Below are 12,963 nucleotides of genomic sequence, written 5' to 3' on the forward strand. Positions count from 1 at the left end.
CCGATCGCGTCGGCGGAGAGTTCCCCCTTCAGCCGTGCATCGTGGAACCGGGTCTCGAACCGGTGAAAGGCGATCTGGCGCACGACGGTGTTGATCCCGTCCTCGATCTTGCCCGCGAGAAGCCCGCGCCGCTCGGCGGGCGAGGCCTCGGCCAGCAGCTTTTCGAACACCAGCCCCTCACCGAAGATCGAGGCGGTCTCGGCCAGCGTCAGCGGCGTGTCGGCCAGCAGGGTCCCCATGGGCTGACACATGGTCTGGTGCACAGCGTGGCCCAGTTCATGCGCCAGCGTCAGCACGTCGCGCCGCTCGCCCATGTAGTTCATGAAGACATAGGGATGCCGGTTTGCCGTGACCGGGTGGGAGTAGGCGCCGGATTGCTTGCCCGGCCGGGGCCGAGCGTCGATCCAGGGCTTGTTGAAAAACGTCTCGGCCGCCGTCGCGAACGAAGGCGCCAGCGCCTGGAAGCTTTCCAGCACGATGGACCGGGCCTGATCCCAAGAGAAAACACGCGGCGCGGCCTCGTCCAACGGAGCGTTGCGGTCCCAGTGGTCCAGCACCTTGCGGCCCATTACCCTGGCCTTCAGGCGATAGTAGCGGTGGCTGACGCTGGCGTAGCCGTCCACCACGGCGGCTTCCAGGGCGGCCACGGCGTCGGCATCAACCTCGTTGGCCAGGTGCCGGCCAGCCGCAGGCGTGGCAAACTTGCGCCAGCGGTCTTCCACCTGCTTCTCGAACGCCAGGGTGTTGAGCGACAAAGCCAGCGTGGAGGTGCGTTCATTGAGCGCCTTCGACAGCGCCTGGGCCGCAGCCTTGCGCCGCCTGGGGTCCGGGTCGGACATCCGGTTGAGGATCTCGGCCAGCGTCAGCGTCTCGCCATCGACGCGGGCGCTCAAGCGCGCCAGGGTTTCGTCGGTCAGACGAGCCCAATTCGCCACCGCCGGCGCCTTGTCGATCAGCAGGCGCTCCAGGTCCGCGCTGAGCTCGTGGGGCCTGCCCGCCCGCACCCGCCGCAGCCAGGGCCGCCACCGCTGAACCGCCGGGTGAGCCTGCATCGCGGCTTCCAGTTCGCCGTCTTCCAGCTGGTTGATCTCCAGGGTGAAGAACAGGCTCATCGCGGCGATCTGCGACGTGCGGGTGCGCAGGTCGGATTCAAACTTCGACCAGGCCGGATTGTCCCGCTGGGTAGAGGCCGACAGCGAGCCGAACGCGCCCACGCCCCACATGGCGTTGGTGGCCTCTTCATAGAGCTGGACGCCCTGGTCGATCAGCGCGCCCAGCTGGGCCGGTCTGGCGCGGGCCCCCACGAGTTGGCCCTCCAGCGTCGCCAGCTGCCGATTGAGCTGCTCAGAGCGCGCCAGGTCCGCCTCGATGCCAGGGTCCTCGCGATTGGCGTAGAGGTCATCCAGCCGCCATTCCGGCAAGCCATCGGTCTTGAAGGGCGCGTTCATGCCTCAAGCTTAGCGCTACATCTTCCGGGTCGCGAGCAGGATTGATGTCCGGGTGGCCGCAATGCCGGCAATCGGGCGGATCCCGTCCAGGGTGGCGCTGAACCCAGCCCGGGCTGATGATCGCCCTTAAGCCGCAGCCCAGGCCAGGGCTTCGGCGTCATCCAGTGCCATTTCGTCCCAGTCGAGGTCCGGGGGCGGGCTCATGGCCGCGGCGACCACGGCGCTCATTTCGGCGACGGTCGTGACGCTGACCAGCACGGCGCTGGCCTCGGGGCGGGAGAGTGCAAAGCCGAGTGCGGCCTGCAGGGGATCTGACTTGCCCTCGGCGATCAGCCTGCGCGCACGCGTGATGCGGCCGGCGGCGGCCTTGAGATGATTGGGCGCACGGTCAGGCGGCAGGAACAGAACGCCATTCAGGAAGATCGAACGCAGATGCACCTCGATACCCATCCCGGCCAGGGTGGCGAGCGAGCCGTCCAGCAACAGGCGCTGATCCAGCAGTGAGGCCGGCGCCTGCATGACATCCGGTTTGAACCGGCGCGCCACGCCAATCGGGTCGTCCGAGGCATAGACCGGCACACCGATTTTGCGGCAAAGCCCGGCGTCCTTCATGGCGCGCAGCCGATCCCACATCTGCGGACCGAGCGGCGAGAACAGATCCGTGGCCGACGGCGCCAGGATCGTATCCACCCGCTGTACGCCCAGGCGCAGCATCTGCGCCTTCAGCTCGGCCTCCACGAGATCCGCGCCGCGATCGGGGCGGACGGCGGTGAGGGTCATGCGGAAGGTATGGGGTTGCGGCAGTGCGGCGCGAAGGTGGGTGTCGGCGGTCGCGGACTGACGGACCACCTCTAGAACCCCCAGATTCGATCGGCTGGCGATCGACAGGACGTCGCGGGCTTCGGCTTCCCGGGGCCGGCCACGGGTGGCGGGCGGCTGGTCGAACCCGAGATGTCCGGTACCGAGGCCGAGTTTGCTGAGCAATGAGGTCATACGGCCCGAAAAGCTTGGTCAAATCCGATAGAGCCGCCATCTTGAGGCGCGAAAGCTAAGAACCCGTATCCAAGCGATTGTCTTTTATGGTGAACGAAGTCCTGCCCCAGGAAACCATGCCCGATTGGCCGATGTTCGGCGTCGCCGAGGACGTGCGTCCGGCGCTGCGCCAGGCGCGCGATGCGGGGCACGCCATGGTGCTGGCCACGCTTGTCGCTGTGGACGGGGGCGGACCCAGGCCGGAGGGAACCCAGATGGTATTCGCGCCGGGCGTTCTGGCCGGCTACTTCTCGGGCGGTTGCGTGGAGGGCGACGTAGCCGGCCACGCCTGGGCCTGCCTGGCCGACGCGGCGCCGCGCAGGCTGGTCTACGGGGACGGCAGCCCCTGGCCGGACATTCGTCTGCTGTGCGGCGCACGGATCGAGATTTTCCTGGAGCGCGTTCCGGCGGACGATGCGGCGCTGGCCGACCTTCTGGCGGCGGAAGCCGAGCGGCGGGCCGTAACCTATGTCAGTGATGGCGTGACGCGGGCCTGTAGCGGCGCGCTTTCACCCTGGCCAGAAGCCAGCGTCGTGCGGGCGTATGAGCCGCGGCCCCGTCTGGTGATCGTGGGCGGCGACCCCACAGCGTTGGCCATCGCGGAGCTGGGCTTGAAGTCCGGTTTCGAGACCACACTCGTCCGACCCAAGGGTCCGCAGACACCGCCGCCGATCCCGGGCCTGGCCTATCGCCGCGAGGATCCCGCCGAGGCGCTGGTCGCCATCGGGATGGACGCCTGGACCTCTGTCGCCGTCGCCACCCATGATCTGGAGACGGATCGCGCGGCCCTGAAGGCGGCCTTGCCCTCGCCGGCGGCCTATGTGGGATTGCTGGGCGCGCGGCGACGTCTGGCCGGTCGGCTGGACGAGCTGAGGTTCGAGGGCATGGCGGGATCCGCGATCGCGCGTCTGCACGCGCCCATCGGCCTCGACATCGGCGGCAAGGCGCCCTTCGAAGTGGCGGTTTCGGTGATCGGCGAGATCACCGCGCTGCGCTATGCGCGCGCCAGCGGCAGCACATCCACGACGTCACCCGCGCTCAGCGCCGGCGCACCGGCCAGCCGCACCAGCAGCGCGTCAGACGCGGCGAAGACGCTCACCAGCGAAGAATCCTGATCGCGATAGGCACGCGCGATGACCATCCCGCCCGCATGGCTGAGCTGGGCCCGCATCCAGTGTTCGCGCGGGCCGTTGGCGCCGAGCGGTGCGTCGAGCCGGGCCTGAATCATGCGCGGGCCGGCGTCGGCGCCAAGGCAGGCGTTGATCAGCGGCCGGAGGAACAACTCGGCACAGACCATCGCCGAGGCAGGATTTCCCGGCAATCCCAGCAGGCGGCGACCATCCGACAATAAACCGAAGAAGGTCGGCTTGCCGGGCCTGACATTGACGCTGGCCACCTTGAGCTGCAGCCCCAGGGCCTCAGCAGCTCCGCGCACCAGATCGTGGTCGCCCACCGAGGCGCCGCCCACAGTCACCACCAGATCACCGTCAGCGTCCCGCAGCGCCTGGATCGTGGCCTCCATGGTGTCCCGCACCGGCCTGGCCCGCACCACCTCGGCGCCCCAGCCGGAGATCAGCGCCTCCAGCGCCCGCGACCCGGAGTCGTAGATCTGGAACGGTCCGGGGATAGCCGGCGCCTCGATGATCTCCTCGCCCGTGGAAAACAGCGCCACCCGGGGCCGTCGCGTCACCCACAGCTCCCCGCGACCCGCCGCAGCCGCCAGCGACAGCCGCCAGGGATCGATCCGCAGACCTGTCGTCAGCAGCGTCTGGCCTGCCTTGAAGTCTCCGCCCGCCGGACGAACGTGGTTCCCGCTGGCCACGGCGGGGACGGCCACCGTCTCGCCCTCACGCGTGGCGTCCTCCTGAATGACCACGGCGTCGCAACCGGCGGGCACGGCCGCGCCGGTAAAGATCCGCACAGCCTCCCCGGACTGCACGGCGCCCACGAACCCATGGCCGGCCGCGCTCTCGCCCACGATCCGAAGCAGGCCTGGCGCATCGCTGCTGCGCACCGCCCAGCCGTCCATCGCTGAGGCTGCAAAAGGCGGTTGATCGCGCACGGCGGTGACATCCTCGGCCAGCACCCGGCCGATAGACTGCGCAATGGCGACGGGTTCGTGGGGCAGGACGATCGCTTCGGCCAGGATTCGGGCGCGCGCTTCAATGACGGGGAGGAGTTTCATGTCCCTGGTGTCTTACCGCGTTTCGACGCGCGCGGAAGGGCGCGGTGATGCAGGACGGCGGCGTCCGGACAGCCCGGGCGCCCTGTCTGGACACGACGACGGTTGCTCCGACCTCAAGGCCGGCGCCTTCATCGGGACCATGAACACATCCCCGTCTTCTCCCGCCCCGCGCCCCCTCCTGGCCGAAACCATGGACCTGGTACGGACAGTGGGTCTGGCGCTGCTGATCGCCCTGGTGCTCCGGGTGTTTCTGTTCCAGCCCAACACCATTCCCTCGTCGTCGATGGAGCCCAACCTGCTGACCGGTGACTACATGCTGGTGTCGAAGTTCGACTATGGCTGGAGCCGCCACTCCGTGCCGTTCAGTCCGCCGCTGCCGGCCGGGCGTCTCAACGGCAAGGCACCGCGCCGGGGTGACGTGATCGTCTTCCGCCTGCCGCGTGATCCGGCGCAAACCTGGGTCAAGCGCCTGATCGGGCTGCCGGGTGATCGCGTGCAAGTGACGGGCGGTTTGGTGTCGATCAACGGCGATCCCGTTCGCCAGACGCGGGATGGCCAGACCCGGGACCCCGACTCGCCGGAGATCATCGTGACCCGCGTGTGGGAAACCCTGCCGGACGGTCGGCGCTATCTGACCTTCGATCGCGGTCCGGACGGCGCGGGCGACAACACCGATGTTTTTGTGGTGCCCGAAGGCCACGTCTTTGCGATGGGCGACAATCGCGACAACTCGCTCGACAGTCGTTGGCCCGAAGAGATCGGCGTCGGGTACGTGCCGATGGACAACCTGCTGGGACGCGCGCGCTATGTGCTGGTGTCCTGGCGGATAGGGGCGTCGATGTTCAAGCCCTGGACCTGGGTGACCCACTTCCAGCCGGGGCGGATGTTTCAGCCCGTCGTCTGAGGTTCAGCGCCCGAATTCTGCCGGCGTGAGCAGGCCATCGTGGTTGCGGTCCAGAGTTTCGAATTGGGTCGCGAGCGTTGCGCGGGCCAGGGCCGGCGCCGCAGCGGCGCCCACGGCCGCAGCGATCAGCGCGCCGGCGAAGAACTGCTGAAGACGCCGACCGTCGCGGTAGGGTCTGGGCGGCGACAGGCGCTGGTCGATCAGGCCCCGAAGCGCCTCGCTGGCGGTCCTGCCCTCGGCCTGGCACTGGGCCATGAAGGCCTGCTTGGTCGAATAGGGGATCCGGATTTCGAGCGTCTCGCTCTTCTTCATCGGTCTGGGTTCGGCCATGTGAGATCCGCCAGCTTGCGGCCCGTCGCCGCGAGGAACGGAGCCAAGCCGATCTGGCGGGCGCAGGCCAGAGAAATCGTGTCCGGACAGCGCTATCGGGCCCGGGTCCTGACGAAATCCTGCATCGCCCGGGCATCGCGGCGGCCGGACTGGAGATAGCCCGCGTCCGAGCCGACGGTAACCAGATCGAAGCCGCGTGCGATCATCTGCTGCGAATAGGCGGCGCTGGTGGTGTGGATGCCGGCGCGCACGCCAGCGGCCTTGCAGGCCGACAGGATGGTGTCATAGGCCGCCAGACGGACGGGATCCTGGGTGTCCTGATCCGGCTTGCCGCCCATGGACAGCGAAAGGTCGGAAGGGCCTACATAGACCGCATTCAGGCCCGGCGTGGCGACGATCTCGGCGACATTGGCCAGGGCTTCGACCGTCTCGATCATGGCAAAGGTCAGGATTTCGTCGTTGGCCTCGTCAGCGTAGCCTGGTCCGGAAGAGAGCGCCGCCCGCGTTGGGCCGAAACTGCGATAGCCGCCCGGCGGATAGCGGCAGGCGCCGACAAAGGCCTCGCACTCGGCGCGCGTATTCACCATCGGGCAGATGACGCCATAGACCCCGGCGTCCAGCGCCTTCATGATCTCGCCGGGAGCGTTCCATGAGACCCGCACGATCGGCGTCACATCGCTGGAAGCGACCGCCTGCAGCATAGCCAGCATTTCATTGTAGCCGATCAGTCCGTGCTGAAGATCTATGGTCAGCGCATCCCAGCCCATGGAGGCCATGGTCTCGGCCACGAAAGGCGCGCCGATACTGCACCAGCCGTTCAGCACCGGCCGGCCCTTGGCCCAGATTTCCCGCAAGCGGTTGGGTTTCATGGATGGTCCTCAATACTGACCGTAGCGACCGCGCACGGTTTCCAGCAGCTTTTCGGGGTCGTATCCGATCCCGTCCTTGAAGACGACGGCGACGTTGCCGATCTCGGAGATGATCTTGCCGGGCGTGACGGAGCCGATCTGGTCGGCCAGGCGCAGTTACGCGGCGCCGTTCAGCGTGCCGATGCGGATCGCTTCCACTGGCGTGTAACCGGCGTCTACCAGAAGTTCGATGGCGCGATGGTCGTCAAGCGAACCGGGACGCCAAGGGTTGCCATTTTTCAAACGCTCGTTAGACCGCACGGCGATGGCCAATGAACTGACTGATAAGCCCAAGGCGGACGGCGAAACCTACGACGACCGGCCCTTCCACTCGGATAACCTGCCGCCGGAGGTTCGTGCGCCGCTGGCGCCGTTCGAGGGTGCGGAACCGCCCTCGCCCAAATGGTTCCAGGACGCCATCGCCCAGGAGCCTGAGCGGGGTTTCGTCACCTCGCACGGCGCGAAACTGGAAGTGCTGACCTGGGGTGAGCTGGGCAAGCCCGGCCTGCTGCTGATCCACGGCAACAGCGCGCACGCCGACTGGTGGAGCTTCATTGGGCCGCTGCTGGCCAAGGACTTCCGGGTCACGGCCATGTCGCTGGCCGGCATGGGCGCCTCCGATTGGCGCGAGACCTACCGGTTCACCGATTTTGCTGACGATGCCGAGGCCGTCTCCCGCAGCACCGGGCTCTATGACGGCGGCCGGAAGCCGGTCTACATCGGTCATTCCTTTGGGGGTGGTCAGGTGTTCTTCGCCGCCATTCAGCGCCCCGAAAACATGCACGCCGCCGTGCTGGTCGATACCGGCTTCGGCGGTCCGCCGCCCGAGGCGCTGGAGGAGCGCAAGAAGCGGATGGAGCAGATCCGCAACATCCCCACCGCCGACCGCCCCAGCCGCATCTATCCGACGGTGGCCGCCGCCCTGGCTCGTTTCCGGCTGATGCCGCCGCAACCGACGGACAATCTCTACATCGCCGATTTCATCGCCCGGCGCTCGCTGAAGCAGGTTCCGATGGCCGACGGTTCGGGCATGGGGTGGACCTGGAAGTTCGATCCGCAGATGTGGGAGAAACTGGACCGGTCCGCGATGACCTCGATGGTCACGGGCTCAAGTCCCGAGCCGGCCGCGAAAGACGCCGTGCCGATGGTGCACCTCTACGGCGACAAGAGCCGGATCATCGAGAGCCGCCGGGCGGGCGAGCCCAGCGTGCTGGCGGGCAGGATGCGCGAGATCGAGATTCCGGACAGCCACCACCATGTGATGATTGATCAGCCTCTGGCGCTGGTCGCTGCGCTTCGGACCCTGCTGGCCATCTGGCCTGACAAAACACCCACCGCTTGAGCGGCGCGGGCGGTTCGTGTATCGCCCGTGGCGACGTTTTCCAATTGCAAGAGTGAACCTGATGGCTGGCCCGTCCTCCGACTACCATCGCGGCGAGATGGACATCACCGAGCAGACCGCGACCTATCATCTGATCATGGGCCTGACGAAGTGGGGCTCGCTGGCGCTGGCGGCCTTCCTGGTGTGGGTGGTGCTGTTGTTCTGCACGCCGATCGGGTTCATGGGCAGCACGATTTCGGGCTTGGTATCGCTGGTGCTGGGCATCGTCTTACTGCGCGAGAAGCCCGCCGCCGACCACTAGGGACGGGCTCCAACCCTTCAATCTGATATCCGGGCGACCGGAGGCGCGAGGCCGTCCGCTGGACAAGCCATCTGCGACCCTCCTAAGGTCCGGCCCAATTCGTACCGGTTCCGGAGACTTCACAAGACATGGCCGTCATCGCCGTCACCAAGGAGCGTCGCGCCGGAGAAACCCGCGTGGCTGCGGTTCCCGAGACGGTGAAGAAGCTGGTCGCCGCCGGGTTCACCGTGACGGTGGAAACCGGTGCCGGTGAGGCGGCCTCCTATCCCGACGCAGACTTTGTGAGCGCCGGCGCATCACTGGCCAAGACCGCGAAGGAAGCGATCGACAAGGCTGACATCCTCTTCAAGGTGCGTCCGCCCGAAGCCGATGAGATCAAGGCGCTGAAGTCCGGCGCGATCGTTGTGGCCACGCTGAACCCCTACATGGAGCGCCCGACACTGGACGCTCTGGCCAAGGCTGGCGTCACCGCCTTCGCCATGGAGTTCGTGCCGCGTATCACCCGGGCCCAGGTGATGGACGTGCTGTCCTCCCAGGCCAACCTCGCTGGCTACCGCGCCGTGATCGAGGCGGCGGAAGCTTATGGCAAGGTCATGCCGATGATGATGACCGCCGCCGGCACCGTCGCGGCGGCCAAGGTGTTCATCATGGGCGTCGGCGTCGCCGGTCTGCAAGCCATCGCCACGGCGCGGCGTCTGGGCGCCGTCGTCACCGCCACCGACGTGCGGCCGGCCACCAAGGAGCAGGTGGAAAGCCTAGGCGCCAAGTTCCTCGCCGTCGAGGACGAGGAGTTCAAGAACGCCCAGACCGCCGGCGGCTACGCCAAGGAAATGAGCGCGGAATACCAGGCCAAGCAGGCCGAACTGGTCTCCAGCCACATCGCCAAGCAGGACATCGTGATCACCACCGCCCTGATCCCGGGCCGCCCGGCGCCCAGGCTGGTGAGCGCCGCCCAGGTGGCCTCCATGAAGCCGGGCTCGGTGCTGGTCGATCTGGCCGTCGAACAGGGCGGAAATGTCGAGGGCGCGAAACTGGGCGAAGTGGCCGTCACGGCAAATGGCGTAAAGATCCTGGGCGTGGCCAACCTGCCCGGCCGCATCGCTACGGACGCCTCGGCGCTCTACGCACGCAACCTGTTCGCGTTCGCGGGCCTGTTCCTCAACAAGGAAGGCGCCTTTGCGCCGGACTACGAGGACGAGATCCTCAAGGCGGCCCTGGTCACCCAGGGCGGTCAGGTCGTCCACCCGAACCTCAAGGGATAAGCGATGGAAGCTGTCGACCCCACCGTCTTCCGCCTGGCCATCTTCGTGCTGGCGATCTTCGTCGGCTACTATGTGGTCTGGAGCGTGACGCCGGCCCTGCACACCCCGCTGATGGCCGTGACCAACGCCATTTCGTCGGTGATCATCGTCGGTGCCCTGCTGGCCGCCGCGGCCAGCGGCGCGGGCGGCGAACTGACCGGCAATATCCTGATCTCCAAAGGCGCCGGCGCCTTGGCGGCAGCCTTCGCGGCGGTCAACATCTTCGGCGGCTTCCTGGTCACCCAGCGGATGCTGGCGATGTACAAAAAGAAGGACAAGGCGAAGTGAGCAGCGAGCGGCTGCAGGAGGCGCTGGGCGCTGTCCGTCGTCGGCAAGCCCAGGCCGCGGCCACTGGCATCGAGTTGGTTGGCGTCGTCGGTTCGGTCGCCCGAGGTGACGACAACCCGAACAGTGATGTCGATGTGGCCTATCGCGTCGTGGGACCGGCCGATCTGTTCGACCTCGGCGGACTGTTAATGGACCTGCGGGACGATCTTCACGGACCGGTCGATCTTGTGGATATCGATCACGCGCGGCCAAGAATGAAGGCACGCCTGGAACGCGATCTCGTCAAGCTATGACCGAACGCGACGAGGACGCCCTTGCTGACATGGTGGATTTCGCGGCGGATTCGATGGATCTCCTCGGCGATCTGGATCACACGGATCTGGAGAAGGACAAGCGTAGCCGATACGCGGTCATCCGCGCGGTGGAAATCGTCGGCGAAGCGGCGACGCGCATTTCTGACGAGACCCGCGAACGACTTTCCACGCTGCCATGGCGCCAGATCATCGGCATGCGGCACGTGGTGATCCACGGCTATGACGCAATGAAGCTCGACGTCGTTGTGGATGTCGTCCGGAATCGTATGCCGTTGTTAATTGCCGAGATGTCAAAGGTTCTTGGGGACCGAAAATGAACGCCAATATCGCGGCCATCCTCTATCTCGTTTCCGGGGTGCTGTTCATCCTGGCGCTGCGGGGCCTGTCGTCGCCGACCACCAGCCAGGCGGGTAACCGCAACGGCATGATCGGCATGGCCATCGCGGTGGTCACCACCCTATGGCTGCTGGGACCCAAGCTTGACCCCTTGACCATCGGCCTGATCGTTGGCGGTGTCGCCGTCGGCGGCGGCGTTGGCGCCTTGATCGCCCGGCGCGTGGCCATGACCGCCATGCCGCAGTTGGTGGCCACCTTCCACAGTCTGGTCGGCGCGGCGGCCTGTCTGGTGGCGATTGCGGCGATCTACACCCCCGCCGCCTATGGCATTCTGGGCGATGACGGCCACATACACCTGCAGTCGTTGATCGAGCTGTCGCTTGGCGTCGCCATCGGCGCTATCACCCTGACCGGCTCGGTGATCGCGGCGCTGAAGCTCAACGGCAACATGAGCGGGGCGCCGATCCTGCTGCCGGCGCGGCACATGCTGAACCTGGCCATCGGCCTCGGCATCGTCGCCTTGATCGTGGTGCTGTGCCTCTCCGGCGGCGCGGCGCTGTGGGCCTTCTGGGCGATCCTGGCGCTGAGCCTGATCCTCGGCATCACCCTGATCATCCCGATCGGCGGCGCCGACATGCCCGTCGTGGTCTCGATGCTGAACAGCTACTCCGGCTGGGCTGCTGCGGCGCTGGGCTTTACGCTGGAAAACAACACCCTGATCATCACCGGCGCGCTGGTGGGCTCGTCGGGCGCGATCCTCAGCTACATCATGTGCAAGGCCATGAACCGCAGCTTCGTTTCGGTGATCCTGGGCGGCTTCGGCGCCGAGGATGCGGCGGCGGGTGCCGGCGGCGTGGTCGAGACCCGTCCCGTCAAACAGGGCTCGGCGGAAGACGCGGCCTTCATCATGAAGAATGCGTCGAAGGTGATCATCGTGCCCGGCTACGGCATGGCGGTGGCTCAGGCCCAGCATGCGCTCCGCGAAATGGTCGACAAGCTCAAGGAAGAGGGCGTGGAGGTGAAGTACGCCATCCACCCGGTCGCCGGCCGGATGCCCGGGCACATGAACGTTCTGCTGGCGGAAGCGAACGTGCCGTATGACGAGGTCTTCGAGCTGGAGGACATCAACGCCGAGTTCCCGACCGCTGACGTGGCCTTCGTGATCGGGGCCAACGATGTCACCAATCCGGCCGCCAAGACCGACCCCACCAGCGCCATCTACGGCATGCCGATCCTGGACGTGGAGAAGGCGCGCACCGTCCTCTTCATCAAGCGCGGCATGGCGGCGGGCTATGCCGGCGTCGAGAACGAACTCTTCTTCCGCGACAACACCATGATGCTGTTCGCCGACGCCAAGAAGATGGTCGAGGGGATCGTCAAGGCGCTTTGAGCGGCGGAGGCGCCGCGCTGCAGGCGCGTTCAACACAACCGCAGAAGACGCGGAAGGACGCCGAAGTCTGATTGGCTCGCCTTCTGCGCGAATCTGCGTTTCGACGGTTTCGCTCTCCCTTGGTGGGCGCCGCTTTGCGGCTGTTCGCGGCTTACTTCACCCCGCCCCGCTCGAATGTGCCGGCGGGACCCGGGAACACCACGGGGCTCTCATAGCCGTCGGCGCTGATGGCGCTGACCCCGAAGAACATGTCGTCGATGTTGATGCCTGTGAGCTTCAGCTCACCGCCGGTGGCCACGCGGGATTGGCGCCAGGTCGGCTCCGTGGTGCCGCGCCACCAGACTCTGTAGGCCGCCGCATCGGCTGACGGGGTCCAGCTGACGGTCGTATCCGCACTGACCGCGCCGGCGATCTTCACACCGACCGGAGGTCTCGGCGCACTGGCCAGGGCGGCCATGGTCACCACGTTCAGCCGCGTGACCTGGGCGAGGTAGGCGAAGTCCACGCCCTCGATCACGTCGCCATACCGGATGCCGTTTTCCGTGCGCAGATCCTGATGCTGGCGAGTGTAGTTCTCGACCGCCTCGGTGACCCGCACGGCGGGGAAACCGGCGCGCAGCATTTCCACCTGATCTCCGCCCCGGGAATAGCGGTCGGTGCGGTACACCATCACCACATCGAGATTGGTCAGGTAGTCGTCGGCGATGCGGTCCATGTACCGCGCCAGGTTCCGCGACGGGCTGTCGACCTCGCCGCCGTTGTAGCGGCGCGTGTTGGCCTGTTCCGGCGTCTCGGTGCTGCGAGTACCCTCGGAGAAGACCCGGACATGGGTGTTGTCGCGCACGCCGCCGATGCCCTCGGTATTGCCGACGATGTCGTTGTTG

At 66.8% G+C, this 12,963-nt stretch carries 14 protein-coding genes and 2 pseudogenes; 9 read left to right on the forward strand and 7 right to left on the reverse strand.

The features are described from left to right. On the reverse strand, window positions 1-1,448 hold a 1,448-nt coding region (locus ACIQ42_RS08570; RefSeq protein ID WP_397421783.1), incomplete at its 3' end, for a M3 family metallopeptidase. Between the two features lie 126 nt (window positions 1,449-1,574). After that, entirely contained in the window at window positions 1,575-2,441 is an 867-nt protein-coding gene (locus ACIQ42_RS08575; RefSeq protein ID WP_397421784.1) for an aldo/keto reductase, read from the reverse strand. Between the two features lie 131 nt (window positions 2,442-2,572). Here ACIQ42_RS08575 and ACIQ42_RS08580 point away from each other — a divergent pair. Then, window positions 2,573-3,451 (forward strand): annotated as a pseudogene (locus ACIQ42_RS08580) (XdhC family protein); the annotation flags it as partial. A gap of 23 nt (window positions 3,452-3,474) precedes the next feature. Here ACIQ42_RS08580 and glp read toward each other — a convergent pair. Continuing rightward, window positions 3,475-4,665, reverse strand: a complete 1,191-nt coding sequence (gene glp / locus ACIQ42_RS08585) for a gephyrin-like molybdotransferase Glp (protein WP_397421785.1) — start codon at window positions 4,663-4,665, stop codon at window positions 3,475-3,477. A 139-nt stretch (window positions 4,666-4,804) separates the two neighbouring features. Between glp and lepB the strand changes: the two genes are divergently transcribed. After that, window positions 4,805-5,569 carry a signal peptidase I gene (gene lepB / locus ACIQ42_RS08590; RefSeq protein WP_397421796.1) on the forward strand — a complete coding sequence of 255 codons (765 nt, stop codon included), beginning with the start codon at window positions 4,805-4,807 and terminating at the stop codon, window positions 5,567-5,569. A gap of 3 nt (window positions 5,570-5,572) precedes the next feature. Here lepB and ACIQ42_RS08595 read toward each other — a convergent pair whose 3' ends face one another. The 3 genes from ACIQ42_RS08595 to ACIQ42_RS08605 all read right to left on the reverse strand — a co-directional run bounded on the left by ACIQ42_RS08595 (window position 5,573) and on the right by ACIQ42_RS08605 (window position 7,080). Further along, window positions 5,573-5,899 carry a hypothetical protein gene (locus ACIQ42_RS08595; RefSeq protein WP_397421786.1) on the reverse strand — a complete coding sequence of 109 codons (327 nt, stop codon included), beginning with the start codon at window positions 5,897-5,899 and terminating at the stop codon, window positions 5,573-5,575. A 92-nt stretch (window positions 5,900-5,991) separates the two neighbouring features. Then, window positions 5,992-6,768: an HpcH/HpaI aldolase/citrate lyase family protein gene (locus tag ACIQ42_RS08600; RefSeq protein ID WP_397421787.1), complete on the reverse strand. Its 777-nt coding sequence runs from the start codon at window positions 6,766-6,768 to the stop codon at window positions 5,992-5,994. Window positions 6,769-6,924: 156 nt separating this feature from the next. Then, the gene (locus ACIQ42_RS08605; protein WP_397421788.1) at window positions 6,925-7,080 is read right to left on the reverse strand and encodes a hypothetical protein; all 156 of its coding nucleotides are present in this window, start codon (window positions 7,078-7,080) and stop codon (window positions 6,925-6,927) included. Here ACIQ42_RS08605 and ACIQ42_RS08610 point away from each other — a divergent pair. From ACIQ42_RS08610 to ACIQ42_RS08640, 7 genes are all read left to right on the forward strand, one after another. Then, window positions 7,073-8,149 (forward strand): alpha/beta fold hydrolase, encoded by a 1,077-nt coding sequence (locus tag ACIQ42_RS08610; RefSeq protein ID WP_397421789.1) that lies wholly within the window; start codon window positions 7,073-7,075, stop codon window positions 8,147-8,149. The genes ACIQ42_RS08605 and ACIQ42_RS08610 overlap by 8 nt on opposite strands. 61 nt (window positions 8,150-8,210) lie before the next feature. Beyond that, on the forward strand, window positions 8,211-8,450 hold the full coding sequence (locus ACIQ42_RS08615) for an aa3-type cytochrome c oxidase subunit IV (protein WP_397421790.1): 240 nt from the start codon (window positions 8,211-8,213) through the stop codon (window positions 8,448-8,450). 128 nt (window positions 8,451-8,578) lie between these two features. Further along, a complete protein-coding gene (locus ACIQ42_RS08620) occupies window positions 8,579-9,712 on the forward strand; it encodes a Re/Si-specific NAD(P)(+) transhydrogenase subunit alpha (protein ID WP_397421791.1) in 1,134 nt (377 codons plus the stop codon). Between the two features lie 3 nt (window positions 9,713-9,715). Beyond that, window positions 9,716-10,039: a proton-translocating transhydrogenase family protein gene (locus ACIQ42_RS08625; protein WP_397421792.1), complete on the forward strand. Its 324-nt coding sequence runs from the start codon at window positions 9,716-9,718 to the stop codon at window positions 10,037-10,039. Beyond that, the gene (locus ACIQ42_RS08630; RefSeq protein WP_397421793.1) at window positions 10,036-10,332 is read left to right on the forward strand and encodes a nucleotidyltransferase family protein; all 297 of its coding nucleotides are present in this window, start codon (window positions 10,036-10,038) and stop codon (window positions 10,330-10,332) included. Before ACIQ42_RS08625 ends, ACIQ42_RS08630 begins: the two co-directional genes overlap by 4 nt. After that, entirely contained in the window at window positions 10,329-10,670 is a 342-nt protein-coding gene (locus ACIQ42_RS08635; RefSeq protein ID WP_397421794.1) for a DUF86 domain-containing protein, read from the forward strand. The genes ACIQ42_RS08630 and ACIQ42_RS08635 overlap by 4 nt, the downstream gene beginning before the upstream one ends. Next, window positions 10,667-12,079 (forward strand): NAD(P)(+) transhydrogenase (Re/Si-specific) subunit beta, encoded by a 1,413-nt coding sequence (locus tag ACIQ42_RS08640; protein WP_397421795.1) that lies wholly within the window; start codon window positions 10,667-10,669, stop codon window positions 12,077-12,079. Before ACIQ42_RS08635 ends, ACIQ42_RS08640 begins: the two co-directional genes overlap by 4 nt. A 151-nt stretch (window positions 12,080-12,230) precedes the next feature. On the opposite strand, the pseudogene ACIQ42_RS08645 reads toward ACIQ42_RS08640, so the two are convergent. Further along, window positions 12,231-12,963: pseudogene (locus ACIQ42_RS08645) on the reverse strand (peptidase M28); the annotation flags it as partial.

Origin of the sequence: Phenylobacterium sp. (genome assembly GCF_044372605.1) — a bacterium.
Classification (GTDB): Bacteria; Pseudomonadota; Alphaproteobacteria; order Caulobacterales; family Caulobacteraceae; genus Phenylobacterium.